Annotated in this window: 23 protein-coding genes; 10 read left to right on the top strand and 13 right to left on the bottom strand. The window is 69.1% G+C overall.

The features are described 5' to 3' along the window. The first annotated feature begins 13 nt into the window (after positions 1-13). The 4 genes from ACFWN2_RS36925 to ACFWN2_RS36910 all read left to right on the top strand — a co-directional run bounded on the left by ACFWN2_RS36925 (position 14) and on the right by ACFWN2_RS36910 (position 2,740). A complete protein-coding gene (locus tag ACFWN2_RS36925) occupies positions 14-1,207 on the top strand; it encodes a phosphoglycerate kinase (RefSeq protein WP_382435201.1) in 1,194 nt (397 codons plus the stop codon). Beyond that, positions 1,207-1,995: a triose-phosphate isomerase gene (tpiA, locus tag ACFWN2_RS36920; RefSeq protein WP_382435200.1), complete on the top strand. Its 789-nt coding sequence runs from the start codon at positions 1,207-1,209 to the stop codon at positions 1,993-1,995. Before ACFWN2_RS36925 ends, tpiA begins: the two co-directional genes overlap by 1 nt. Positions 1,996-2,089: 94 nt before the next feature. After that, positions 2,090-2,329 carry a preprotein translocase subunit SecG gene (gene secG, locus ACFWN2_RS36915; protein WP_030478109.1) on the top strand — a complete coding sequence of 80 codons (240 nt, stop codon included), beginning with the start codon at positions 2,090-2,092 and terminating at the stop codon, positions 2,327-2,329. Between the two features lie 66 nt (positions 2,330-2,395). Then, on the top strand, positions 2,396-2,740 hold the full coding sequence (locus tag ACFWN2_RS36910; RefSeq protein ID WP_089912928.1) for an RNA polymerase-binding protein RbpA: 345 nt from the start codon (positions 2,396-2,398) through the stop codon (positions 2,738-2,740). 75 nt (positions 2,741-2,815) lie between these two features. Here ACFWN2_RS36910 and ACFWN2_RS36905 read toward each other — a convergent pair whose 3' ends face one another. Beyond that, positions 2,816-3,679, bottom strand: a complete 864-nt coding sequence (locus tag ACFWN2_RS36905; RefSeq protein WP_382435199.1) for a hypothetical protein — start codon at positions 3,677-3,679, stop codon at positions 2,816-2,818. Between the two features lie 112 nt (positions 3,680-3,791). Between ACFWN2_RS36905 and ACFWN2_RS36900 the strand changes: the two genes are divergently transcribed. Both ACFWN2_RS36900 and ACFWN2_RS36895 read left to right on the top strand, forming a co-directional pair. Next, positions 3,792-4,511, top strand: a complete 720-nt coding sequence (locus tag ACFWN2_RS36900) for a hypothetical protein (RefSeq protein WP_382435198.1) — start codon at positions 3,792-3,794, stop codon at positions 4,509-4,511. After that, positions 4,508-6,118 (top strand): serine/threonine-protein kinase, encoded by a 1,611-nt coding sequence (locus ACFWN2_RS36895; RefSeq protein ID WP_382435197.1) that lies wholly within the window; start codon positions 4,508-4,510, stop codon positions 6,116-6,118. The genes ACFWN2_RS36900 and ACFWN2_RS36895 overlap by 4 nt, the downstream gene beginning before the upstream one ends. Here the strand turns inward: ACFWN2_RS36895 and ACFWN2_RS36890 are convergent. Further along, positions 6,105-6,725: a TetR/AcrR family transcriptional regulator gene (locus ACFWN2_RS36890; RefSeq protein ID WP_382435196.1), complete on the bottom strand. Its 621-nt coding sequence runs from the start codon at positions 6,723-6,725 to the stop codon at positions 6,105-6,107. The two genes, ACFWN2_RS36895 and ACFWN2_RS36890, sit on opposite strands and share 14 nt — an antisense overlap. A gap of 38 nt (positions 6,726-6,763) precedes the next feature. On the opposite strand from ACFWN2_RS36890, the gene ACFWN2_RS36885 reads away from it, so the two are divergent. Then, positions 6,764-7,861 (top strand): hypothetical protein, encoded by a 1,098-nt coding sequence (locus ACFWN2_RS36885; protein ID WP_382435195.1) that lies wholly within the window; start codon positions 6,764-6,766, stop codon positions 7,859-7,861. Here ACFWN2_RS36885 and ACFWN2_RS36880 read toward each other — a convergent pair. The 3 genes from ACFWN2_RS36880 to ACFWN2_RS36870 form a co-directional block, all read right to left on the bottom strand. Next, positions 7,851-9,107 carry a sensor histidine kinase gene (locus ACFWN2_RS36880; RefSeq protein WP_382435194.1) on the bottom strand — a complete coding sequence of 419 codons (1,257 nt, stop codon included), beginning with the start codon at positions 9,105-9,107 and terminating at the stop codon, positions 7,851-7,853. The two genes, ACFWN2_RS36885 and ACFWN2_RS36880, sit on opposite strands and share 11 nt — an antisense overlap. 142 nt (positions 9,108-9,249) lie before the next feature. Next, positions 9,250-9,879 (bottom strand): DUF4360 domain-containing protein, encoded by a 630-nt coding sequence (locus ACFWN2_RS36875; RefSeq protein WP_382435193.1) that lies wholly within the window; start codon positions 9,877-9,879, stop codon positions 9,250-9,252. Positions 9,880-9,953: 74 nt separating this feature from the next. After that, positions 9,954-10,580 (bottom strand): DUF4360 domain-containing protein, encoded by a 627-nt coding sequence (locus ACFWN2_RS36870; RefSeq protein WP_382435192.1) that lies wholly within the window; start codon positions 10,578-10,580, stop codon positions 9,954-9,956. Positions 10,581-10,774: 194 nt separating this feature from the next. Here ACFWN2_RS36870 and ACFWN2_RS36865 point away from each other — a divergent pair, with 194 nt between their 5' ends. Beyond that, on the top strand, positions 10,775-11,164 hold the full coding sequence (locus ACFWN2_RS36865) for a response regulator (protein WP_382435191.1): 390 nt from the start codon (positions 10,775-10,777) through the stop codon (positions 11,162-11,164). Position 11,165: 1 nt separating this feature from the next. Here the strand turns inward: ACFWN2_RS36865 and ACFWN2_RS36860 are convergent, their stop codons facing one another. Next, positions 11,166-13,982: a substrate-binding domain-containing protein gene (locus tag ACFWN2_RS36860; protein ID WP_382435190.1), complete on the bottom strand. Its 2,817-nt coding sequence runs from the start codon at positions 13,980-13,982 to the stop codon at positions 11,166-11,168. 117 nt (positions 13,983-14,099) lie between these two features. Here ACFWN2_RS36860 and ACFWN2_RS36855 point away from each other — a divergent pair, with 117 nt between their 5' ends. Beyond that, positions 14,100-15,473, top strand: coding sequence for a hypothetical protein (locus tag ACFWN2_RS36855; protein WP_382435189.1), 1,374 nt, complete (start codon positions 14,100-14,102; stop codon positions 15,471-15,473). Here ACFWN2_RS36855 and ACFWN2_RS36850 read toward each other — a convergent pair. Further along, a complete protein-coding gene (locus ACFWN2_RS36850) occupies positions 15,457-15,912 on the bottom strand; it encodes a GNAT family N-acetyltransferase (protein WP_382435188.1) in 456 nt (151 codons plus the stop codon). The genes ACFWN2_RS36855 and ACFWN2_RS36850 overlap by 17 nt on opposite strands. 85 nt (positions 15,913-15,997) lie before the next feature. Here ACFWN2_RS36850 and ACFWN2_RS36845 point away from each other — a divergent pair, with 85 nt between their 5' ends. Then, positions 15,998-16,873: a M48 family metalloprotease gene (locus ACFWN2_RS36845; RefSeq protein ID WP_382435187.1), complete on the top strand. Its 876-nt coding sequence runs from the start codon at positions 15,998-16,000 to the stop codon at positions 16,871-16,873. 79 nt (positions 16,874-16,952) lie between these two features. Here the strand turns inward: ACFWN2_RS36845 and pgl are convergent, their stop codons facing one another. The 6 genes from pgl to tkt are packed head-to-tail and all read right to left on the bottom strand — an operon-like array spanning position 16,953 to position 25,079. Continuing rightward, positions 16,953-17,720, bottom strand: a complete 768-nt coding sequence (pgl, locus tag ACFWN2_RS36840) for a 6-phosphogluconolactonase (RefSeq protein WP_382435186.1) — start codon at positions 17,718-17,720, stop codon at positions 16,953-16,955. Further along, positions 17,717-18,733, bottom strand: coding sequence for a glucose-6-phosphate dehydrogenase assembly protein OpcA (opcA, locus tag ACFWN2_RS36835; protein WP_382435185.1), 1,017 nt, complete (start codon positions 18,731-18,733; stop codon positions 17,717-17,719). Before opcA ends, pgl begins: the two co-directional genes overlap by 4 nt. Then, positions 18,730-20,217 (bottom strand): glucose-6-phosphate dehydrogenase, encoded by a 1,488-nt coding sequence (gene zwf, locus ACFWN2_RS36830; RefSeq protein WP_382435280.1) that lies wholly within the window; start codon positions 20,215-20,217, stop codon positions 18,730-18,732. Before zwf ends, opcA begins: the two co-directional genes overlap by 4 nt. Before the next feature lie 50 nt (positions 20,218-20,267). After that, on the bottom strand, positions 20,268-21,854 hold the full coding sequence (locus tag ACFWN2_RS36825; RefSeq protein ID WP_382435184.1) for a glucose-6-phosphate isomerase: 1,587 nt from the start codon (positions 21,852-21,854) through the stop codon (positions 20,268-20,270). Positions 21,855-21,879: 25 nt separating this feature from the next. Beyond that, positions 21,880-22,992 (bottom strand): transaldolase, encoded by a 1,113-nt coding sequence (gene tal / locus ACFWN2_RS36820; protein ID WP_382435183.1) that lies wholly within the window; start codon positions 22,990-22,992, stop codon positions 21,880-21,882. Continuing rightward, positions 22,989-25,079: a transketolase gene (gene tkt / locus ACFWN2_RS36815; protein ID WP_382435182.1), complete on the bottom strand. Its 2,091-nt coding sequence runs from the start codon at positions 25,077-25,079 to the stop codon at positions 22,989-22,991. Before tkt ends, tal begins: the two co-directional genes overlap by 4 nt. Positions 25,080-25,156 lie beyond the last annotated feature (77 nt).

The following is a 25,156-nucleotide window of genomic DNA, read 5'->3' as shown; positions in this document are numbered from 1 at the left end:
GGGCGAAAAGTCAGTGAAGACTCTCAGCGACCTGCTCGCCGAGGGTGTCGCGGGTCGGCGCGTCCTGGTGCGCGCCGACCTGAACGTCCCCCTCGACGGAGACAAGATCACCGACGACGGCCGCGTCCGCGCGTCGGTCCCGACGATCAAGGCGCTGGCCGACGCCGGTGCCCGCGTGATCGTCACCGCTCACCTCGGCCGCCCCAAGGGCGAGCCGGACCCGAAGTTCTCCCTGGCCCCGGCCGCCGCTCGCCTCGGTGAGCTGCTCGGCACCGAGGTCGCGCTCGCGTCCGACCTCGTCGGCCCGTCCGCCACGTCCGTGGTCGGCGCGCTGACCGACGGTGGCGTCGTGATGCTGGAGAACGTCCGCTTCGACGCCCGCGAGACCTCGAAGGCCGACGCGGAACGCGCGGAGCTCGCGGACGAGCTGGCCTCGTTCGCCGACGCGTTCGTGTCCGACGGCTTCGGCGTCGTGCACCGCAAGCAGGCCTCGGTCTACGACGTCGCGCAGAAGCTGCCCGCGTACGTCGGCGGTCTCGTCGAGGCCGAGCTGAAGGTCCTCAAGAAGCTCACCGACGACCTGGAGCGCCCGTACGTCGTGGTGCTCGGCGGCGCGAAGGTGTCCGACAAGCTCGGCGTCATCGCGAACCTGCTGGCCAAGGTCGACCGGCTGCTCATCGGCGGCGGCATGGCGTACACGTTCCTCAAGGCCCAGGGCCACGAGGTCGGCACGTCGCTGCTGCAGGAAGACCAGCTCGACCAGGTGAAGGGCTTCCTCGCGGAGGCCGAGAAGCGCGGCGTCGAGCTCGTGCTGCCGGTCGACGTGCTGGTCACGGCCGAGTTCGGCAACGTCGAGCACGACGTCGTCGGCACCGACGCGATCCCCGCGGACAAGATGGGCCTCGACATCGGCCCGAAGTCCCGCGAGCTGTTCGCGTCCAAGCTCGCCGACGCCAGGACCGTGTTCTGGAACGGCCCGATGGGCGTGTTCGAGATCGAGACCTACTCCGGTGGCACCCGTGCCGTCGCGGAGGCCCTGGTCAAGTCCGAGGCGTTCACCGTCGTCGGTGGTGGCGACTCGGCCGCCGCGGTGCGTGCGCTGGGTCTGCCCGAAGACGGCTTCTCGCACATCTCCACCGGTGGTGGCGCGTCCCTGGAGTTCCTGGAGGGCAAGGAACTCCCCGGCATCAGCGTTTTGGAGTCCTGATGGCAGCCCGGCTCCCGCTCATCGCGGGCAACTGGAAGTTGAACCTCAACCACCTGGAGGCCATCGGCCTCGTGCAGAAGATCGCCTTCTCCCTCCCGGAGAAGTACTTCGCCAAGGTCGAGGTCGCCGTTCTTCCCCCGTTCGTCGACATCCGCAGCATCCAGACGCTGGTCGACGGCGACAAGCTGCTCCTCAAGTACGGCGCGCAGGACATCTCGCAGCACGACTCCGGTGCCTACACCGGTGAGGTGTCGGGCGGGATGCTCGCGAAGCTCGGCTGCCACTACGTGGTCGTCGGGCACTCCGAGCGCCGCGAGTACCACGGCGAGACGGACGCCATCGTCAACGCCAAGATCAAGGCGGCGCTGAAGGTCGAGGTCACCCCGATCTTCTGCTTCGGCGAGAAGCTCGACGTCCGCGAGGCCAAGGGTCACCTGGAGCTGGTGCGCCAGCAGCTGGAGGACGGCCTGAAGGGCTTCACGGCCGAGCAGGTCGCCAAGATCGTGTTCGCCTACGAGCCCGTGTGGGCCATCGGCACCGGTCGCACCGCCTCCTCGGCCGACGCGCAGGAGGTGTGCTCGCTGGTCCGCTCGTTCGTGGCGGAGAAGTACGGCGAGGAGACCGCGGCCGTCGTCCGCGTGCTGTACGGCGGTTCGGTGAAGTCGTCGAACATCGGTGAACTGATCCAGCAGAAGGACATCGACGGCGCTCTCGTCGGCGGTGCCAGCCTTCAGGCGGACGAATTCACCAAGCTGTGCGCATTGGCCGCCGGCGGGCCTCTACCCTAAGTTGATCTGGTTAAACCCATAACCCCACTGGTTGCACACGTTCGGCAGTCGAACAGGTACTCTGTGGCGTCGGCTGCCTGACAGCGAGGAAGAAATGATCCTGTTCCTGCAGATCCTGTTGATCGTCTCCAGCGTGCTGCTGGTGCTGCTCGTGCTGTTGCACCGCGGCCGTGGTGGCGGCCTTTCCTCGCTGTTCGGCGGCGGTATGCAGTCGAGTCTGTCCGGTTCCTCCGTTGTCGAGAAGAACCTCGACCGCCTGACGCTGTTCGTCGGCGCGATCTGGGTCATCGCCATCGTGGGCATCGGGCTGCTGATCAAGCTCCCCGGAGCCTGATCTTCCGTTCAGCGGCAGAAGCCCTCAGGGGCTTGGGGTAACCACTTGGTGGGGGTGTAACGGTCGATGTCCGGTGGTAACGCGATTCGCGGTACCCGCGTCGGCGCAGGCCCGATGGGCGAATCGGAGCGCGGCGAGTCCGCGCCTCGTCGTCGGGTGTCGTACTGGTGCGCGAACGGTCACGAGTCCCGGCCTTCCTTCGCGGTCGACGCGGACGTTCCGGAGAACTGGGACTGCCCGCGCTGCGGCCTGCCCGCAGGTCGTGACGAGCAGACGCCACCCGCGCCTCCGCGCAACGAGCCCTACAAGACGCACCTTGCGTACGTGAAGGAGCGGCGCTCCGACGCGGACGGCGAGGCGATCCTCGAAGAGGCTCTCGCCAAGCTGCGCCGTCAGCGCGAAGAGCCGTAAACCTGGCTCGGTAGTTTCCGAACAACGCGAAAGGCCCCCTCTACTGCGGAGAGGGGGCCTTTCGCGTTCGTTGCTTTATCGCCTGAGACCGGAGAACTGGCGGCGCAGCATCGCGGCTCCGACGAGCAGGAAGAACAGCAGCACCACGAGCGTGCTGGTCGTGCCGCCGGACGAGCTCGACAGCGTCACGTCCACGTTGCCCACGAGCACGATGCCGCACTCCGCGCGCACCTTGTGGCGGCCGGGCTCGATGTTCGCGAACCGCACCGGCGACTTGAACGTGCCGTTCTCGTCGGCCGTGGTCTTGCCGACGTCCTGGCCGAGCGACTTCAGCGTCACGTTCGCGCCCTTGGGGCAGCCGGTGCCGGTCGCGGTCAGGTCGTCGCCGGGCTGGATGTTGTCCTTGTCCAGCAGGAGAACGCCGTCACCGGGGTTGGTCAGCGCGTCGGTCGTGGAGGACGACGGCGCCGACGAGTCCGTGGTGGTCGTGGTCGTCGTCGTGGTGACCGGGGGAGTCGTGGTGGTGACGACCGGCGGACGCGTCGTCACGGGCGGGTTGGTCACCGGCGGGTTGGTGACGGGAGGCTGCGTGGTGACCGGCGGTCGCGTCGTGGTGACGGGCGGCGGCGGCACGACGACGCGCAGCACGGTGCCGGCCACGCCGCACTTCGTGTTCGTCGACCGGGCTTCGAGCTTGTGGCTGCCGGCGCTCGTGCCCGCCGGGACGGTCGCTCCGACCGAGCCGCTCGACGCCGAGCCGGCCGTCGCGATCTGGATGCCGTCCAGCGTGAAGATGATGCTGACGGCACGACACGTCACGAAACCGCCCCAGGTCATGGTCACGGGGCCGCCCGCTGTGGCAGGCTGCGGCGCCGCACTCAGTGAGGGCGGCTGCTGGGCCGTGGCCGGTGTGGTGCTCAGCACCGTAACACCGGCCATGATGGCCACGAGTAAGCCTAAAGACCGCATTCCCTCTCCCCGGATCAGAACCTAAGGTGCGCTAGTGAGACGTCGCATGGCCGGTGCAGGTTTACTGCTGTGGTGCGGAATTATGCTGCTTCCCTCAACAGCGTCCGCACAGGGCGGGTCGGTGATCCTCGAGGCCGATGTGGACGGTAGGCCGGTCGGAGTAGGGAACCTGGTGCTGGACCCGTCGCGGACCGCCAAGGTCTCCATCACGGTCCGCAACAACTCGAACACCGTGCAGCGCGTCAAGACCGTGCGGATCAGCGGCACCGCGCTCGCGTTGACCTTCTTCGCTTACGACACAACGGTTCCGTTCGACGTGCCTGCGCGGTCGTCGGAGACCCGCTCGTTCCCGCTGGAGCCGACCGATCTGGGCTCGCAGGCGATCGGTCTCCTTCCGGTAACGGTTGAGGTCATCGACGTCCAACGCGAGAGCATCGCCTCCGTCGAGACGACCGGCGACGTCAAGGGGTCGCTCTGGTCCGTCTACGGGGCGTTCGGTCTGGGCGTGCTCGTGCTGACGGCGTTGTCGTGGGCGGGCGCGCTGATCGCGCTGGCCCGCCGGCGCCTGCCCGCGAACCGGTGGCAACGCGCCATGCGGTTCCTGCCCGCCGGCATCGGGACGGGGCTGATCGCGGTGATCTCGCTGTCGGTGCTGCGACTGGTGGCGCCGTCGCCCACGGCCGAGATCCCGTTCATCGTGGGCGCCGCCGCGGCGGCGTTCATTCTTGGCTATGTGACACCGCATCCGGGTGAAACTCAACCGTCCTCTGTGGATGCGGAGACCGTGAGGTTCCGCCTGTGAACCAGTCCAGTGTGGTCGCCGCCCTGCCGCAGTACGCCGTCGGTGAGCAGATCGGCGAGGGCGGCATGGGCGTCGTCTACGGCGGTGTGCACCGTCAGCTGGGTCGTCCCGTGGCGATCAAACGGCTGCCGCACGCCGTGGCCGAGGACCCGCGGATGAGCGAGCGCTTCGAGCACGAGGCACGGCTGCTGGCCCGCCTCGACCACCCGCACATCGTGCCCGTCTACGACTACGTCCGGCAGCAGGGCGAGCACCTGCTGGTGATGGAACGGCTCGACGGCGGCACGGTCTGGTCGCGGTTCGCGGGAGACGGCCTGACCGCGCAGCAGTCGTGCGGCATCGTGCTGGCGGCGCTGTCCGGGCTGCACGCCGCGCACGAGGCCGGGGTGCTGCACCTCGACGTGAAGCCCAAGAACCTACTCTTCACCTCGAACGGCGTGGTGAAGGTGGCGGACTTCGGCATCTCGCAGGTGGTGTCGGAGGGCGCGACGCTCGTGACGCACGGTGGCGCGGTGCTCGGCACGCCCGCGTACATCGCGCCGGAACAGGCGATGGGCAACCCGCTCTCGCCCGCGGCGGACGTCTACGCGACCGGCACGATGCTCTACGAACTGCTGTGCGGCGACCTGCCGTTCGAACGCGGCGGCGGCCCGATCGCGATGATCCAGAAGCGGGTGTTCCAGGAGCCGCGGCAGTTGCCGAAGGTACCGGAACCCCTTGCGGGCGTGGTGATGCGCAGCATCGCGCGGGAGCCCGCGGCGCGCTACCGCAACGCCGAGACGTTCGCGATCGACCTGGCGGCCGCGGCGGGCCACCTGTTCGGTCCGGACTGGCTCGTGCGCCTCGGCATGCCCGTGCACCTCGCACCGCAGGTGTCGGCGTCATCAACGCGTCCGTCACTGCGGCCCGTGCCCGAACGCGACACCGTGACGCTCACCGGGCAACGCATCCGCGCCACGCTCGTGGACCCCGTTCCGGCCGCACGGCTGAGCGGCAGCAGCACGCTCGTGCCGGCGGCACAGGTGATCAAGCCGCCGTCGACGCCGTGGGCGCTGTGGCTGGTGGCTGCGCTGGCGTTGATCGCGATGGCCGTGGTGCCGTTCGTGGCGACGGCCAACACGCTCACGACGTCGGTCACGCAGGACCTCGCGAATCCGGTGAACGCCGAGGGCACGCATCTCGTCGTGACGGCGGCGGGGATCCCGATCGCGGACGTGCCGGAGCGCACGCCTGAGGGGTTCGTGCTGCCCGGTGTCACGCGCTGGATCGTCGGCGGCGCCGTCCGGGCCCAGGTCGACGAGCAGCCGCCGTTCCTGCTGGTGTCGAGCCAGACGCCGTGGCTGAGTCTCATGGGGACCGGTTCGGTGCTGTTGCTGCTCTTCGCGTTCGCGTACCTGGAGTCGAACCTGCGGGCGTTGCGGCGCAGGCAGACCGGCATGGCGGCGATCATCGCGTCGGTGCCGCTCGGTCTCGTGCTGGGACTCGCGGTGTGGCTGCTGGTCTCGGTGTTGCTCACGCGCGAGCCGACCATGTCGATCGGGCTCACGTGCGGTGTGCTGGGCGCGGCGGCGGCGTTGAGCGCGTCGCTCGCCTCTAAGCGGCCCTGACCGCTCGTTCGAACAAGTCCGCGAGCTCGCTCGCGTACGCGGAGACGTCGGTGTCCGGCCGGGCCATGAGCTCGGCCGGCGCCGCCTCCATCGCGGCGAGCACCGACACGGCCATCACGCGCGGCGAGAACGCCCGCAGTTCGCCGAGCGCCTGACCCTCGCGGAACATGTCCTCCAACTCGTCCAGCGTGGCCGTGTTCTGCGCCTCCGCCCACGCCCGTGCGGCTTCGGCGTCGCGTGCGGCGGCCGCGATCTGGGAGATCGCGATGAGTTCTGCGGGGTGCTCGGCGCAGTAGTGCACGAAGCCCTTGATGAGTTGCCGTAACGCCGTGACGTGGTCGGTGGCGCTCTCGGTGTACGCGGTCAGTGCGCGGTCCATCGAGTCGTGCACGGTCAGCATGACCTGCTTCATCAGCTCCTCGCGCTTGGCGAAGTGGTACGTGATGAGGCCCGGGCTGATCTCCGCACGCTGCGCGATCTGCACGAACGACGCCTTCGCGTACCCGAGCTCGGTGATCGTCGCGATGGTCGCGGCCACGATCTGACCTCGCCGAGCGTCCTCGATGAAGCTGCGCTTCTGGTCGCCCGACCGATTTTCTGGTTGCATGAACAGCATCCTAGTTGAGCAACTAGTCGGGGGAAACGATGATCAGTCGAAAGGTGTTCCTGAAGTCGGTCGCCGGTGCCGCGGCCCTGATGAGCGCCGGGGGAGTGGCGTCGGCGGCGCCGAAGAAGCGCGGCGGCGTCTGCTACGACACCGGCGTCCTGCACGCGGTGGGGGACCCGTTGAGCCGCGTGCGCTGGAGCCGCCGCCAGCTCGAACGGGAGATCGGCCTGATCAGCGACCTGCGCTGCCCGTCGATCACGGCGTTCGGCACCGACCTCGGCCGCCTCGCCGAGACGACGGACGTGGCGCTGCGGCACGGCCTGCGGGTCTTCGTGCAACCGAGGCTCTACGACCACCCTCAGGAACAGGTCCTGGAGCACATGGCCGAGGCCGCGCGCACGGCCGAGCGCAAGCGCCACGGCGACGACATCACGTTCGTGACCGGCTGCGAGCACTTCCTGTTCACGCCCGGCATCATCCCCGGAGACACGTTCCTCGACCGGATCGCGGCCATCGCCGAACTCCCGCAGTCGGAGTGGCCGCAGGTCGTCCGGCGCTTCCGCGAGTTCATGGCGAAGGCCGTCGAGGTGACGCGCCGGGAGTTCCGCGGCCGCATCACCTACGGCGCGGCCGCGGGCGCCGACGCCGAATGGACCGACTGGTCGTTGTTCGACCTCGTCGGGCTCGACTACTACACGCACTTCGCGACCGACGCCGAGTACACGACCGACCTCGACCGGTACCGGCGCTGGGGCAGGCCGCTGATGGTCCTGGAGTACGGCTGCTGCACGTTCACCGGCGCCGCGCAGGCCGGCGGGATGGGCTGGGACGTCGTCGACTACGAGGCCGACCCGCCCGTGATCAAGCCCGGCCACGAGCGGAACGAACGCGAACAGGCCGACCACATCGCACGCATGCTGCGCGTGTTCGCCGCACAGCCCGACGTCGAGGGATCACACCTGTACTCGGTCATCTCGCCGGACGCACCGCACAACCCGACGTGCCGCGATCGCGACTACGACATGGCCTCGTACAGCCTGCTGCGCACGATCCGTGAGCGGTTCGACGACGACAACTCGCCCTACCGGTTGGAGCCCAAGAAGTCGTTCCACGCCTTTCAGCGCTTCAATCGCTGATCACGCGTTCCCTCGGGAACGACGCCGTCACCAGGAAGCCGCCGTCCTCGGTCGGCCCTGCCGAGAACTCGCCGCCGAGCAACGTGGCGCGCTCGCGCAGGCCGACCAGGCCGTGGCCTCCGCTGGGCAGCGACGACGACGGGCTGGACGAGGCCGTGTTGCGCACCTCGACCTGCACGTTGTCGTCGTACTGCGCGTCGATGAACACCGTCGCGCTCGCCCCGGCGGCGTGCTTGCGGATGTTGGTCAGCGCTTCCTGCACGGTCCGGTAGACGGCGCCGGACACCGGTGCGGCCAGGTCCTCGACCGGGCCCTTGAGCTGGATGGTCACCTCGAAGCCCGCGTCGGCCGCCAGGTCCGGCAGCTCGTCGACACCCGGCTGGATGTCGTCCGTGGTCCGCAGGACGGACACGAGCGTGCGGAGCTCGTCGAGAGTGCGCGTCGACAACGTGCGGATGGTGCCGGCGACCTGCTTGTGCTCGGCGTCGGCGACGGCCATGCGCAGCGCGCCGGCCTGCATGGCGATGAGGCTGACCTGGTGCGACACGACGTCGTGCATCTCGCGGGCCAGCTTCGCCCGTTCGTCGGCACGGATGGCGTGCGCGTGCAGCACACGCTCTCTCTCGCGTGACTCGGCCAGCTCGGAGATGCGGTCCGACAGCTGCTGGCGGACGTGCACCAGCAGGCCGATCGCGATCGGCAGGCCCGAGACCAGGAAGCCGTAGATCGCCGAGTGGAAGTGCCCCGACGCCGGTCGTTCGATCAGCTCCTCGAACGGCCAGGCGACGAACCGGCACAGCCACACCAGCGCGGCCGCGAGGCCCGTCTGCCAGCCGCCGACGTACCGGCGGGCGACCGAGTAGAGGGCGATCATCGCGGCGAGCTGCGACCAGCCGACGAAGAAACCGGGGATGGTCAGCACGAGCGTGAGGAACGGGAACCGGCGGCGCAGCACCAGCGCGCCCACCGCGAGCCAGTTCAGCCACAGCTGGTAGTTCTCGACCGGCGGGAGGTCCGTGATCGGGTCGGCTTCCAGCCACAGCCCGTACAGCCAGACGTCGAGCACGGCGAAGAAGATCAACGCCAGGTCGGCGAGGACCTGCCGGTAGTCACCACTCAGCGGCCAGCGCGAACCGGCCGCGGTCTCCTCCGACCGTCTGGCCGGGAGCAGCGTCGTGGTCAGGATCCGACCTCCCCTGTGAGCCTTCTGACCCTCACCGTACTGCGCGTATGCGGCGGATGGCATTGGCTGCCCCTTTACCCCGACCTGCCCCGTCAGGGGGTAAGACGCCCGCACACGCGAATCTGTACGGCTGTTGACTCACATATGTGCTACCGCACACGCTCGTGCGAGCGCGTGCGGTAGTCACAGCACTACTGAGGGGCCGCTACGGGCAGGTCTTCCAGCTGAACCGGTAGGTCGTGTCGATCGCGCCGTCCGTGGAGTCCATCGACACGAAACTCGTCGTCGTGGCCGTGTTGGACGAGCCCGGGTACACGCGGAGCTCGGTGTTGATGTTGAAGTTCCGCTTCTCGCCGCACGGCGAGTAGACGATCGCGGCGACGTCGGTCGTGTCGGTGGCCTGCCAGTCGTCGCTGTGCGGGCCGTTGTAGCGGTGCTGCGCCGAGTCGTTCTGCGACATGCCCTGGAAGTAGTAGTTGGCCTTCTGGATCGCGTACGCGCCTCTCTCCAGGTGCGCGAAGCCTCTGTAGTCGGCCTGGGCGATGCCGTAGGTGAAGCCCTGCGGGACGTTGACCCTGAGGTTGAGCTGGCAGTTCTTGCGGAAGTCCGTCGGCCGCGCACCGACGCCGACCTGGGCCAGGTAGTCGCTGTAGGTGACGGTGAACGCCTTGTTGTCCTCCGAGACCGCGACGGCCGCCGTGCCGGCCGGGCAGCCGGAGCCGTTGACCGTGACGATGTCGATGGTGATGTGGTCGGGCGGCGGCGTCTCGTTCGGCGCGCCGGGCGGGATGACGATGGCCGAGGCCAGCAGGGCAGCGGCAACCGCGTTGAGCATGAGGGCACCTTTCCAACGCAACTTGCAGGGTGTGGCGGCGGTTGGACTTCGGTGGCGGCGGCCTCAGTGAAGAATCAGCAACGCTTCCACGAGAAGTGATGCAGGGTGCGCACTTCTCCGCGTTGGTAGTCCATCGTCATGAAGCTATTCGTATTGGCGTCGGAGGTACCTTTGTCGACGCGCAGTGAGCTGTTGACGTTGAGATTCTTCTTCTCTCCGCACGGTGAGTAGACGATCTCCGAGAACTCGGTTCGATGAGTGATCGACCAGTTGTCGTCGAACGGCCCGTTGAACGAGTGCTTCCACGTCGTGGTGGCCGACTGACCCTGGAAGTAGTAATTCACCGACTGGTGCCCTGAGGCGCCGGGCCTGAGGTAGCCGTAGCCCGCGTAGGTCGCTTCCGCGATGCCGTACGAGAAGCCCTGCGGCACGTTGACCTGCAGAGTCAGCTGGCAGTTCTTGCGGAAGTCGGTCGCGCCGGCTCCCTTGCCCGCCTGGGCCAGGTAGTCGCTGTACATCACCCAGAACGAGGTGTTGTCCGGTGCCACGACCACTTCGGCGGTGCCCTGCTTGCACCCGGAACCGTTCACCGTCACCACGTCGATCGTCACGCGCTCCGAAGGAATCGCCGAAGCGTGCGCGGGTGCTGACGACAATGTGAACAGCACGGCCAGAGCGGCTGCTGCCGTCGCTTTGCGCATGAAGTTGGCCTTTCCTGGTGCCTCTTTCTCGGCGAGGAGCGGCAGCGGTGCCGCGAAGGTTAGCGCAGACCCTCAACCAATGGTGTGATCCAAACGGCCCATGTCATCCTGATGGAGCAGTTCGTGAAGAATTCCCAAAAATAGTCGGTCACCTGGTGCTGAGAGAACGAATGGTTTCAGGCATACTTGCCCGCATGTCGCTGGCTGGGCTGGTGCTCGTGGTCGAGGACGAGGACCCCGTGCGGAGGTACACCGTGAGCCTGCTCGAGGAGCTGGGCTTCACCGTTCTGCAGGCCACCGACGGCGTCGAGGCGATCGCGGTGCTGAGAGAGCGGTCGGCCGAGATCAGCGCGATGCTGCTCGACCACAGCATGCCCGGCCTGTCCGGCGAGCAGGTGCTCGCCGAACTGGAGCGCGAGGGCCTCTCCGTGCCGGTCGTGCTGACCAGCGGCTACGACCGCGCGTCGCTGGAGCGGCGGTTCGCGGGGCACGACATCGCCGGGTACCTGCAGAAGCCGTTCCGCATCGAGACGCTGGACGAGACGGTCCGCCTCGCCGTGTCCGGGCGCGCCCAGGCCTCCTGACTCAGCGCGCCAGCACCTGCCGCACGCGTTCGAGCAGGTCCGACTCCACGTACGGCTTGGTGATCAGCACCTCGTCGTCGAGGACCTCGTCGGTCGTGTAGCCGGACACGTAGATCACGGCGGGCGCGGCACCGGCCGAGCGCAGCAGCCTGACCAGCTCCGGGCCGCCCATCTTCGGCATCACGACGTCGGTCAGCACGAGGTCGATGGTGCTGCGGTGCGCCGTCGCGAACTGCAGCGCCTCCTGGCCGTCGCCCGCCTCGATCACCGCGTAGCCCGCGGTCTCCAGCGAGCGCCTGGTCATGACCCGCACCTGGGCGTCGTCCTCCACGAGGAGCACCGTGCCCGCGCCTTGGTGCGTGGTGAGGCGACGCGCGCACGGTGCTTCCGGCGTGCCGTTGCGTTCGATCGGCACCGGCAGGTAGACCTCCACGGTCGTGCCCTCGCCGGGGGCGCTGATCAGCTCGATCTGGCCGCCGGACTGCTGCACGATGCCGAACACCGTGGACAGGCCGAGCCCGGTGCCCTTGCCGACCGGTTTGGTCGTGAAGTACGGCTCGAACACCTGCGCCTGCACGTCCGGGGCCATGCCCGCGCCGGTGTCCTGGACGCGCATCACGACGTACTGGCCCGGCCGCACACCGACGATCCGGCCGGTGTCGTCGCCGCGCAGGGCCCGGTTCGCGATCTCGATCCTGAGGATGCCGCCTGCAGGCATGGCGTCGCGGGAGTTGACGGCGAGGTTGAACAGGATCTGCTCGACCTGGCCCGCGTCCGCCCACACCTGCGCCACGCCCTCCGGCAGGTGCATCTCCAGTTCGATGTGGTCGCCGACGAGCGTGCGCAGCATCGAGTGGACCTTGGTGAGGTTGTGCCGCAGGTCCAGGGACTCCGGGTGCAGGACCTGCTGGCGGGTGAACGCGAGCAGCTGCCTCGTCAGGTTCGCGGCCCGTTCGCCCGCGTGCCTGATGTCCTCGATCGCCGTGCGTCTCGGATCGTCCTGAAGGGTGCGTCGCAGCAGCATCTCGCTGTTGCCGTTCACGACCGTGAGGATGTTGTTGAAGTCGTGCGCGATGCCACCGGTCAACCGGCCGATGGCCTCCATCTTCTGCGCGTGCCGCAGCTGCGCTTCCGTTTCGCCGACGCGTTCTTCGAGCCGTGCGCGCGCGTCCTTCAGTTCCTGCATCAGCCTGATGCTGCGCAACGCGCTGCTGAGCTGCTGCTGCACAGCCTCGTAGACCCAGCCCGGCTGCGGGCCCTCCTCGAAGATCACGTACCCGAGGTGGTCCTCGTCGGTGTAGAGCGGGGCGACGAGCGCGCTGAACGGGGCGGCGCGCCGGAACGGGTACGGCGTCAGGTTGATGGTGGGGAACGGGGTGGCCGGCGGCGGCTTCAGCTCGCCGTTCTCGTACCGGACGAGTGTGCGCGCTGTGCCTGAGGTGTCGTACGCCATGACGTGACAGCCAGGGATGGCGAGGCGGGGGAGTTCCTCGGCGAGAGCCTTCGTCAGCTCGTCGACGCCCCTCGACGCGATGAGCCTCTGTCCTGCTTCACGCACCGTCTGATCGTGACGCTCGTGCGACAGGTACTTGAAGCGTGCGTCCATCGCGAACGCATCGCCCAGAAGCAACTGCACGCGCATCCACAGGTCGTTGATGATCGTCGCGTCACTGATACGTGCCGTCACGAACCGATGCAGGTCGAACAGCGGTGGCCACCACTGCGACGGTTCACATCCGACGCGCGCGCCCCAGCGGATGTACTCGGCCAGCAGCTTGAGGAACTCCGCGCCCTCGACCTCACCGCGTCCCGCCGCCATCAGCTCGACGACGAGCTGCTCCGCCCAGCCGTCCGGCAGCGACCCGGAGGCCTTGCCGAGCGAGTCGCGCAGGTGGTCGGCCACCGTGGACGCCGTCGCGGACTCGTTGATGGTGAGCCGGTCGTGCGCGGGGGCGTGGTCGCCCAGCCCGGACGGCAGGCACCCGCACGACCGGCGCACGATCAGCTCGGTCGGCATCGTTTGGCGTTGCCGCGCCGGCTCGCCCTTCACCAGCGCCACGGCCAGTTCCACCGCGCGGAAGCCCATTTCGCGGAACGGCGCGCGCACGGTGGTGAGGTCGTTCGTGCGGACGTTGGTGTGGTTGTCGTACCCGACGACGGCGATCTGCTCCGGAGTGCGGAACCCCAGCTCCTCCAGCGCGGACACGGCACCGATCGCGTAGTCGTCGTTCGCCGCGGCGATGGCGTCCGGCGGCTCCGCGACGCGGGAGAGCAGCCTGCGCACGGTGTCGGCGGCGCGGTTCGGTTCCCAGATCAGCGAACCGGGCATGCTCACGAGGGCCGGATCGAACGCGATCCCGTGGTTGCGCAACGAGTCCGCGTATCCCCAGAACCGCTCTTGGGCGCCCGCATGCGTTTGCGGACCCCTGATGAACGCGATCCTGCGTTTGCCGTGCACCTCGATGAGGTGGTCCACGGCCTGTTTCATCCCATTGCGGTTGTCCATCAGGATGGTGGGCCATTGCGCGAGAGGCGTCTCCACACTCACGATCGGCATCGGCGTGTACTGCTTCACGTACTCCTGCATGCCGTCGGAGCCGATGAGCTGGCCTACGCGCGTAGTCCACACCACGAGTGCATCGATGCGGTTCGGCGAAATGAGGTCGTAGACGGTGTTGGCCCGCCGCTTGTGCGGATCCGGGTGGTCCAGCTCGCTGCCGACGAAGCAGACCAGGTCACACCCGTGGTGCCGAGCGCCGTCACTCACACCGCGCCACTGCTCACCCGCGAGCTCGATGAGCGGTCCAGCGGTGATCATCCCGATCGTGGGACGTCGCCTCGCACTGCCGTTAGCCACAAAACCCCCGCTACTCAACGCGATTGGGGATGATACGCGTTGTCGGGGGGAATGCCTGCCTTGTTACCAGGGAGATTGGTGAACGCTGCACTGGAGGGCCTGGCGTCGAACCCGGCGCTACCCGGCACCCTGCTCGACCGTTTGGCCGCGATGCCGTCGTTGGCTCCGGAACTGGCCGAACGCGCTGACCTGTCGACATCGCACGTGCGCACATTGCTCTCTCACGGCGACCCCTCAGCCGTGTACGTCCTGCTGCAGAAGGGAGTGGTCCGTCCGGCGGACGTCCCCGTCACCGACGAATCGGTCGCTCTCGTGCTGACCGGCCACCCGGACACCGACCCCTCGCTGACCCGCGCGCTCGCGTTCCACCCGGACCCCGCAGTGCGGGCGAGCCTCGCGGAACGGGCTTGTTCGCTGCCCACCGACGTGATCGAGCGGCTAGCCCTCGACGACGTCGCCGAGGTGGTCGCCGAACTCGTCACGTTCCACGCGGTGCCCCTGCCGGTGGCCGAGTCGCTGAGCCGCCACCCGAGCGTCACCGTGCGGCGTGCGCTGGCCGCCGGCAGCAGGACGCCGGCCTCGGTGCTGGTGGCCCTGAGCTCCGAGGACGCCCTCGCCCGCGAGCTGGCCTCGAACCCCTCCACACCACCCGCGATCGCGGCGGACCTGTTGCGCCACCACGCCTCCCGCTACTTCCTCGCCTCGCGCACCGACCTGCCCGCGGAGGTGTACGAGCAGCTCGCGTCGGAGTTCGAACCCGGCATCCTCACCGAGCTCGCGGCGAATCCCGCCGTGCCCGCGCACGTCCTGCGCCGGCTCACCGACACCCGCGCGTTGCGCCACGTGCTGCTGCGCAACCCGGCGATCCCGCTGCCCCTGCTGCTCGACCTGGCCCCGGCCGCCCGCATCGGCCCGGAACCGTTGCCGCGCATCGCTTCCGCCTCCGTCGCCGAGCTCCGGGAGCTGGCCGCCTCGCCGGTGGCGCAGGTGCGGATGATGGTGGCGGCGCATCCTGATCTGCCTGCCGACGTGGTCGCCGGGCTGGTGGCCGATCCCGATCACGGTGTCGCCGACGCGGTCACCGCCGGCCCGCTGGTGACGGTGGAGCAGCTGTGGGACCTGGTGTCGCTGCACGGGCCCCGGTTGTTCGCCCGGGTCGCGCGGAACCCGTTGTGCCCGCCCGAGTTGTTGCACCACATGGCTTCGAGGGCTTCCTCGGCGGGTCCGGTCCTCCGTGCCATCGCGCGGCATCCGCACACCTCCGGCGCGACTTTGGTGCTGTGCCTGGGAGATGCGCAGGCCAGGTACCTCGCCGCCGGGCACCCGAACCTGCCGGCCGACGAGCTCGTCGCGTTGCTGGCCGACGAGTTCACGGCTCGTGCCGCAGCCTCGAACCCGTCGTTGCCGGTGCCCGTGATGGAGCGCTTGGTGGCGCTCAGTCCCACCACTTGATGAGGTTCGTCTGCTCCTTGCGGACCGCGTACCCGTTGGCAGCGTAGAACTCCCGGGCCTGAACCCGGTTCGCCCCGGTGACCAGCCGGACCCCGGACGCACCGTCGGCACGGGCCCACTCCTCGCCGGCGGCGAGCAGGGCCCTGCCGACGCCCCGGCGCTGGTGCCGGGGTGAGGTGGCCAGGGTGATGAGGTTCTTCAACGGGCGGTGGTAGGTGTTCTCGTAGTCGCTGAGCTGGACGTACCCGAGCACCTCAGCCCCGTCGACGGCCACGAGCAGCACCACGTTGGGCGCCTTGATGATGCGCTCCACCTGCGCGAGCGTGTCCGGCAGCGGGAAGTCGTACCCCAGCGCCTCGTGGTTGATGCGGTGGATCGCCGGCGCGTCGTCGGCCAGCACCTCGCGGATGTGCAACTCGACCCCCTCGGTTGACCTCACCACCCAACCACACTGGGCGGGACGGGCGAATCGGCTGGACACAAACGGGAGGCGGCTGGAACGCTCGTGCGGCGAGGTGATGACGGTGCGCCGACGACGCTTCGACCTGTCCGCCGTGTTCGAGTTGCTGCTCGGGGTGCCGACGGTGCTGAGCAGCCTGCTGCTCGTCGGTCTCGTCGGCAGGGCCTTCGTGCCGCACCAGCTGTGGCTGTTCCCGGTGGTGTGGCTGGTGTCCGGCGCGATCGTGTTCGTGCCGGCGATGGACAGGGTGCTCGCCGTCCTCGCGCTCAACCTCCGCGGGCCCACGAACAGGGAACGCGCCGTGCTGGAGCCGTTGCTCGAAGAGGTGTGCGGTGCGGCCGGGGTGGCACCGCAGCGGTACTGGCTGCGGATCGAGAACTCCAAGGAGATCAACGCGATGGCGGTCGGCGGGCACGTCGTCGCGGTGTCGACGGCGGCGCTCGCGTTGCCCGCCAGACATCTTGAGGCGGTGCTGGCGCACGAGGTCGGGCACCACCTCGCCGGGCACACGCGGATCTCGTTGCTGCGGTGGTGGTACGAGCTGCCGGCGCGGGCAGCGGTCCGGCTCGCCCTGGTCGTGGCGCTGGGGATCTACCTGGGCGGGCGGAAGATCGGCACGAAGACGGCCTTCGTCGCGAGCGTCCTGCTGATCGTGGCGCTGGCGGCGGTGGCGGTGGTGGCCAGTCCGTGGGTGCTGCTGGTGCCGGTGATCGCGCCGCTGCTGGCGTTGTCGAGCAGGCGGTCGGAGCTGTACGCGGACCGGATCTCGGCCGAGCTGGGGTACGGGCCGATGCTGCTCGAAGTGTTGCAGCGGTGGGTGAAGCAGGGGCACGACGAGCGGCGGGCCAGGGCTGGGATCAGGGCGCGGATGCTGGCCTCGCACCCGTCGTGCGCGCAACGCATCAGCAGGCTGCACGACAAGAAGGCCTCCAGATCGTGAAGGCTGGGAGCCACGAAAGGCTGCACAACAAAATGGCCCCCAGGCCGTGAAGCCTGGGGGCCACGAACAACTCAAGCCGCTACGGCGTGAACGACGCCGGAACCTTCGCCGAGGCCGCCGTGTCCAGCAGCCACAACGTCCGGCGCTGACCGGTCGCACCGGCCGCGGGCAGCTCCACCTCGTCGGCACCGGACAGGGCCGTGGCCACCGCGTCGGCCTTGGCCTCGCCCGTCGTCATCAGCCAGACCTCCCGCGCGTGCCGCACCGACGACAACGTCAGCGAGACACGGGTGGGAGGCGGCTTCGGGCAGTCGCGCACGGCCACGACCGTGCGCTCCTTCTCGTGCACGGCAGGCGAATCCGGGAACACCGACGCCACGTGCCCCTCCTCGCCGACGCCCAGCATGCAGACGTCGAACGCGGGCACGCCGTCGTCCTCCTGGCTAGCCAGGGAGGCCAGCACCTCGGCGTAGGCCGCGGCCGCCGCCTCGGGGTCGTCGCCGAACCTGCCGTCCGACGGCTCCATCACGTGCACCCGCGACGGGTCCAGCGCAACGTGGTCCAGCAGCGCGGCACGGGCCTGCGTCTCGTTGCGGTCGGGGTGACCCGAGGGCAGGAACCGCTCGTCGCCCCAGAACAGGTCGACGCGCGACCAGTCCACGGCGTCCCGCGCGGCGTTGCGGTTCAGGTGTTCCAGGACGGCGGTGCCGGTGCGGCCGCCGGTCAGCACGACGGACGCGTGGCCGCGGGCGGCCTGCGCGTCGACGATGCTGGTGACCAGGCGGGCCGCCGCGGCGGCGGCCAGCAGGTCGCCGTCGCGGTGCACCACTACTTGCGCATTGCTCACGAACTCGCCTTCGCCTTGGACTTCTTCGCGACCGGAGCGGCCTCGCCGTTCGACGACTCCGCTGCCGGCTCGTCGGCCTTCGGAGCGTGCGCACGGCCCTTCGAGACCTTCGCCAGCGACTTCAGCGCCGCCGCGTAGACCTCGTCCGGGTCGAGACGGCGCAGCTCCTCGGCGAGGCAGTCGCGCACCGAACGACGCTGCAGCGCGACCCGCCGCTCGGGCTGGCCCGGCTGCGACAGCGTGCCGGTCTTGCCGTCCGGGCGGAGCAGGTCGACATCACCGGACGGGCGGATGAGCCGCACCTCCACGATGCCTTCACCCGACGTCGCCTTGAAGCGCTTCGCCGCGACCTTCAGCCGGTCGGACAGCCACGCGGCCAGCAGGTCCGTCGACGGCGAGTCGGACTCGCCGGTCACCTCCGCCTCCAGGACCTTCTCGTACGGCGGCAGGTCCAGCGAGGAGGCGAGCATGGCGCGCCACAGCGTCAGCCGCGTCCACGCCAGGTCCGTGTCACCCGGCGCGTAGTGCGCCCGCCGGGTCTCCAGGGCCTTGATCGGGTTCTTCTCGGCGGCCGCGTCGGTGATGCGGCGCTGCGCGAGCTGACCGATCGGGTCCTTCGACGGCGACACCGGCGCGTCGAACGGCCACCACGCCACGACCGGGGTGTCCGGCAGCAGCAGCGGCATGACGCACGAGGCGCCTTCCTTGGCCAGTTCTCCGTACAGACGAAGAACAACGACCTCCGAGGCTCCGGCGTCGCCACCGACGCGGATCTGCGCGTCCAGGCGGGGAGCCGCCTGACGGGCACCGCGCGCCACGACGATCACGCGACACGGGTGCTCGCGCGAAGCGTCGTTGGCCGCGTCGATCGCGGCGTCGGTGCGCTGGCCGTCCTCGGTCACGATCACGAGGGTCAGCACGCGACCGAGGGTCGTCGCACCGCCCTCGTCCCGCAGCCGGACGAGCCGCGAGTTGATCTGGGAGGTGGTGGTCGAGGGCAGGTCGATGATCACGGACGCCTCCAGTGCCTTCCGGTGCGAGCGGTCATCGCGTCGGCCGACGGCGGGCCCCACGTACCGGCCTTGTACTTCTCCAGAGCGGGCTCGTCCTTGCGCGCCCAGAACTCCAGCACCGGGTCGAGGATCTCCCAGGAGAGCTCGACCTCGTCGTTCTTCGGGAACAGCGACGGCTCACCGAGCAGCACGTCCAGCAGCAGCCGCTCGTAGGCCTCCGGCGACGACTCGGTGAACGAGTGGCCGTAGCCGAAGTCCATCGTGACGTCGCGGACCTCCATCGTGTTGCCCGGCACCTTCGACCCGAACCGGATCGTCACGCCCTCGTCCGGCTGAACCCGGACCACCAGGGCGTTCTGGCCCAGCTCCTCGGTCGCCGTGTCGTCGAACGGCAGGTGCGGCGCCCGCTTGAACACGACGGCCACCTCGGTGACACGACGGCCCAGGCGCTTGCCGGTGCGCAGGTAGAACGGCACCCCGGCCCAGCGACGGGTGTTGACCTCGCAGGTGATCGCGCCGAACGTCTCGGTCTTCGACTCGGGCGAGAAACCGCCCTCCTCCAGCAGACCCGGGACCTTCTGGCCGCCCTGCCAGCCACCGGTGTACTGGCCGCGCGCGGTGGTCTCCTCGAACGGCTCCGCGGGACGCGTGGCCGAGAGGATCTTCACCTTCTCCGCGCGGAGGTCGGCCGGCTTGAACGAGACCGGCTCCTCCATCGCGATCAGCGCGAGCAGCTGCAGCAGGTGGTTCTGGATGACGTCGCGCGTCGCGCCGATGCCGTCGTAGTACCCGGCGCGGCCACCGAGACCGATGTCCTCGGCCATGGTGATCTGCACGTGGTCGACGTAGTTCGAGTTCCAGATGGGTTCGTACAGCTGGTTCGCGAACCGCAGCGCCAGGATGTTCTGCACGGTCTCCTTGCCGAGGTAGTGGTCGATGCGGAACACCGACTCCTCGGGGAAGACCTCGTTGACCGTGCGGTTGAGCTCCTTGGCGGACTTCAGGTCGTGACCGAACGGCTTCTCGATGACGACGCGACGCCACTGGTCCGGTGCCGTCTGGGCGAGACCCGCGCGCTTGAGCTGGTTGACCACCGTCGGGAACGCGCCCGGCGGGATCGACAGGTAGAACGCGTGGTTGCCGCCCGTGCCGCGCTCCGTGTCCAGTGCGGCCAGACACGACGCGAGGTTGTCGAACGACTGGTCGTCGTCGAACGTGCCCTGCACGAACCGGATGCCTTCGGCGAGCTGCTGCCACACGGCCTCGTTGAACGGCGTGCGCGCGTGCTCCTTGACGGCGTCGTGCACGACCTTCATGAAGTCCTGGTCGGCCCAGTCACGGCGGGCGAACCCGACGAGACCGAAGCCCGGCGGCAGCAGACCCCGGTTCGCGAGGTCGTAGATCGCCGGCATGAGCTTCTTGCGCGAGAGGTCACCGGTGACACCGAAGATGACCAGCGCGCTCGGGCCCGCGATGCGGGGCATGCGCTTGTCGCGCGGATCCCGCAGCGGGTTGTTCCACTTGGCGGAAGTGGTCACGAGCCGTCCTCCTGGACTGCCTCGACGAGCTGGGCCAGTCCGGCGATGCGGTCCTCCAGGTGGAGACGCAGCACCGGGCGACCGTGTTCGGCCAGCACCTGACCGTCGCCGAGCGCCTGCGCGAGCTGGAGCTGCGCCAGCGTGTAGGGACGGCCGGGCACCTCCAGGTCGTCACCGGACTCGCCGGTGATCTGGATGAACACGCCGTTCTGGTGACCGCCCTTGTGGTACTGGCCGGTCGAGTGCAGGAAGCGCGGACCCCAGCCGAACGTGGTCTGCAGGTGCGTCTTCTTCGCGATCTCCGCACGGAGCAGCTCGAACGACGCGTCGTCGATCCTGTCCAAGTACGCCTGAACCGAGATGTAGCCGTGGTCGGGCGCCACTTCAACGATCGCCGCAAGCGCTTCCGCGACGGTGTGGACCTTGCGCGGCGCCCAGTCCGTGCCGTGACCCTCGACCGGTCCGTCCACGAAGGACGGGACGGTCGCGGCGACGGCCGGCGCGTCGAGCAGCGCGCGGGAGGCCTTCTTCGCGGCCTCGACGTCGGGCTGGTCGAACGGGTTGATCCCGAGCACCCTGCCCACGAGCGCGGTCGCGTACTCCCACAGCAGGAACTGCGCGCCCAGCTTGCCCTCGACGGCGACGTGCGCCGAACCGGTGGCCGGTCCGATCGCGACGGTCGTGGCATCGGAACGCGCGTCCACGAAACCGGGAGCGCCGGGGCCCTCGACGACGACCGGCAGCAGGCCGGTGCCGTTCTTGCCCGTCGACTCGGCGATGAGCTGCTCGGCCCAGTCGCCGAAGCCCTTGATGCCCGAGCCCGTGTCGGCGAAGACGATCTTCTCGGCACCGTGCGCGTGCGCGGCGCCGAAGATCCCGGCGAGCACGACGGCGGGGTTCTCGACGTTGTCCTGCGACACCAGCTTCGCGACCTCGGCCGCGTCGTCGAGCAGTTCCTCGACGTTCGCACCCGCGAGGTACGACGGCACCAGGCCGAACGCCGTCAGCGCCGAGTACCGGCCACCGACGTTCGGGTCGGCCAGGAACACCTTGCGGTAGCCCGCCTCCTCGGACGCCTTCTGCAGCGGCGAGCCGGGGTCGGTGACGACCACGATGCGCGACGCGGCGTTGATGCCCGCGTCGGTGAAGGCCTTCTCGAAGATCCGGCGGTGGCTGTCGGTCTCGACCGTCCCACCGGACTTGGACGACACCACGATCACCGTGCGCTCGAGATCACCGGCGAGAGCGTCGGCGACCTGGGCGGGATCGGTGGTGTCCAGCACGACCAGCGGCACGCCCGCGGTCCGCGTGATCACCTCGGGGGCCAGCGACGAGCCACCCATTCCAGCGAGGACGACGCGGTCGACGCCCTCGGCGTGCAGTTCGGAGCGCAGCGCGACGAGATCCGGGAGCAGCGCTCGGGACGTCTCGTGCAACGTCGTCCACGAGAGGCGGATGCCCGCCTCGGACTCGGCTTCCGCCCCCCACAGGGTCGGGTCCTGCGCGGTCAGCTTGCTCGGCACCGAATCCGCGACCAGGTCAGCAGCGATCGTGCTGACCTGGTCGGCGTTCGGTGACCTCACGATTTCGACGGAGGTCACTTCGTGATCAGCCCTTCAGTTGAGCCAGTTGGTTCTTCACCGTCTCGAGCAACTCTTCCCAGGACTTCTCGAACTTCTCGACGCCCTCGGTCTCCAGCGCGACGAACACGTCCTGGAGGTCGATTCCCACGGCGGCGAGCTGGTCGAACACTTCCTGGCCCTCTGCGGCACGACCGGTGACCGTGTCACCCGTGATCTTGCCCGCGTCGGCGACGGCCTGCAGCGTCTTCTCCGGCATCGTGTTCACGACGTCGTTCACGACGAGCTGGTCGACGTAGAGCGTGGGGGAGTAGCTCGGGTCCTTCACGCCGGTCGACGCCCACAGGGGACGCTGCGCGTGCGCGCCGTCCGCCTTGAGGGCCTCCCAGCGCTCGCCCTGGAACGTCTTCTCGAACGCTCCGTAGGCGATGTACGCGTTGGCGAGCGCGGCCTTGCCCAGCAGGGCGGTGGCCTCGTCCGTGCCGATCGCCTTCAGGCGCTTGTCGATCTCGGAGTCCACGCGGGACACGAAGAACGAGGCGACCGAGTGGATCGAACGCAGGTCGTGGCCGTTCGCCTTGGCCTGCTCCAGGCCCGCGACGTAGGCCTGCATGACGGCCTCGTAGCGCTCGACCGAGAAGATCAGCGTGACGTTGACGGAGATGCCCTCGGCGATCACCTTCGTGATGGCCGGGATGCCCGCCTCGGTCGCCGGGATCTTCACCAGCAGGTTCGGCCGGTCCACGGTCTTCCACAGGTCCTGCGCCTCGGCCACGGTCTTGTCCGTGTCGAACGCCAGGCGCGGGTCGACCTCGATGGAGACGCGGCCGTCCACACCGCCCGTCGAGTTGTAGATGTCGCGGAACTTGTCGCACGCGTTGCGCACGTCCGTCGTCGTGACCTCGCGGATGGTCGCCTCGACGTCGGCACCGCGCGACGACAGCTCGCGCACCTGCTCGTCGTAGGACTCGCCCTTCGACAGGGCGCCCGCGAAGATCGTCGGGTTCGTCGTCACGCCGACGACGTTCCAGTCGCGGATCAGCTCGTCCAGGTTGCCGCTGGTGAGCCGCTCACGCGACAGGTCGTCGAGCCAGATGGAAACGCCGGCGCCGGACAGGGCGTCGAGGTTGGGCTTGCTCACTTGTTACCCCTCACGTTGTCAAGGGAACGGCGGGCGGCGGCGACGACGTTCTCCGTCGTGAAGCCGAACTCCTTGAACAGGACCTGGTAGTCGGCCGAGGCACCGAAGTGCTCGATCGACACGATCTCGCCGGCGTCGCCGACGTGGCGATACCACGGCTGCGCGATGCCGGCCTCGACCGCGACGCGCGCCTTGACCGAGGACGGGATGACCGACTGGCGGTACTCCGCGTCCTGCTTCTCGAACCAGTCGAGCGACGGCATGGACACCACGCGCACTGCAACGCCCTCGCCCTGCAGAACCTTTCCGGCCTCGGCCGCCATCTGCAGCTCCGAGCCCGTGCCGATGATCACAACCTCGGGGTTGTCGTCACCGAAGAGCACGTACCCGCCGCGCTTGACGCCCTCGGCGTTCGTCCCCTCGAGGATCGGGAGGTTCTGGCGGGAGAGCGCGAGGCCCACCGGGCCGGTCTGCTCGATGACGGCCTTCCACGCGAACGCCGTCTCGTTGGCGTCGCCGGGGCGGACCACCGAGAAGTCCGGGATCGCGCGCAGGGCGGCGAGGTGCTCGATCGGCTGGTGCGTCGGGCCGTCCTCGCCCAGGCCGATGGAGTCGTGCGTCCACACGTACGTGACGGCGGCCTGCATGATCGCGGCCAGGCGCACGGCGGGACGCATGTAGTCGGAGAACACGAGGAACGTGCCACCGAACGGACGGGTCGGGCCGTGCAGCGCGATGCCGTTGAGGATCATGCCCATGGCGTTCTCGCGGACACCGAAGTGCAGCACGCGGCCGTACGGGTCGGCGCTCCACATGCCCGTGGAGATCTCCGCGGGACCGAAGGACTTCGCGCCCTTGATGGTCGTCAGGTTGGACTCGGCCAGGTCGGCCGAACCGCCCCACAGCTCCGGCAGGTGCTTCGCCAGCGCGTTGATGACCTCACCGGAGGCCTTGCGGGTCGGGACCTCCTTGCCGCCCACCTCGTAGACGGGGAGGTCGGCGTCCCAGCCGGCCGGCAGCTCGCGCGCGACCAGGCGGTCCAGCAGCGTCTTGCTCTCGGCGTTGGCCGAGGCCCACGCGTCGAAGGACTTCTGCCACTCGGCCTTGGCGTGCTCGCCGCGCTTCACGACCTCACGGGCGTGCGCGAGGACCTCGTCGGCGACCTCGAAGGTCTGCTCGGGGTCGAAGCCGAGGACCTCCTTGGTGGCCTTGACCTCGTCCACGCCGAGCGCGGCACCGTGCGCGGCACCGGTGTTCTGCTTGTTCGGCGCGGGGAAGCCGATGATCGTGCGCAGCAGGATGAACGACGGCTTGTCGGTGACGGCCTTGGCCTTCTCGACGGCGTCGAGGATGCCCTTGACGTTCTCGCCGGACTCCACGACCTGGACGTGCCAGCCGTAGGCCTCGTAGCGCGCCGCGGTGTCCTCGGACAGCGCGATCGTCGTGTCGTCCTCGATGGAGATCTTGTTGTCGTCGTAGAAGACGACCAGGTTGCCCAGCTGCTGCGTGCCCGCGAGCGACGAGGCCTCGGAGGTGACGCCCTCCTCGATGTCACCGTCGGAGGCGATCACGTAGATGTGGTGGTCGAACGGGCTCTCGCCCTGCGCGGCCGACGGGTCGAACAGGCCGCGCTCGCGGCGGGCGGCCATGGCCATGCCGACCGCGGAGGCCAGACCGGAGCCCAGCGGGCCGGTGGTGATCTCGACGCCCCTGGTGTGGCCGTGCTCGGGGTGACCCGGCGTCTTCGAGCCCCACTTGCGCAGCGTCTTGAGGTCGTCGAGCTCCAGGCCGTACCCCGAGAGGAACAGCTGGATGTAGAGCGTGAGGCTGGAGTGGCCCGCGGAGAGCACGAACCGGTCGCGGCCGATCCAGTCCGCGTCGGCGGGGTCGTGCCGCATGACGCGCTGGAACAGCGTGTACGCGAGCGGGGCGAGGCTCATCGCCGTGCCGGGATGCCCGTTGCCGACGTTCTGCACGGCGTCCGCCGCGAGCACGCGCGCGGTGTCGACGGCGCGCTTGTCGAGCTCGGTCCAGTCGTCGGGCAGATCGGCCTTGGTGAGCCGGCTGATGTCGTCGGTGACGGTCACGGACTGACAGCTCCAAACTTTGTCACTAGGGCGGGTGCGAAACCCGTTCGGAATCGATCCCGAAGAGCCTCACCCGC

It is taken from the genome of Lentzea sp. NPDC058436, from assembly GCF_042721515.1.
In the GTDB taxonomy this organism is placed as follows: domain Bacteria; phylum Actinomycetota; class Actinomycetes; order Mycobacteriales; family Pseudonocardiaceae; genus Lentzea.
This window is presented reverse-complemented; position numbering and strand designations above follow the sequence as displayed.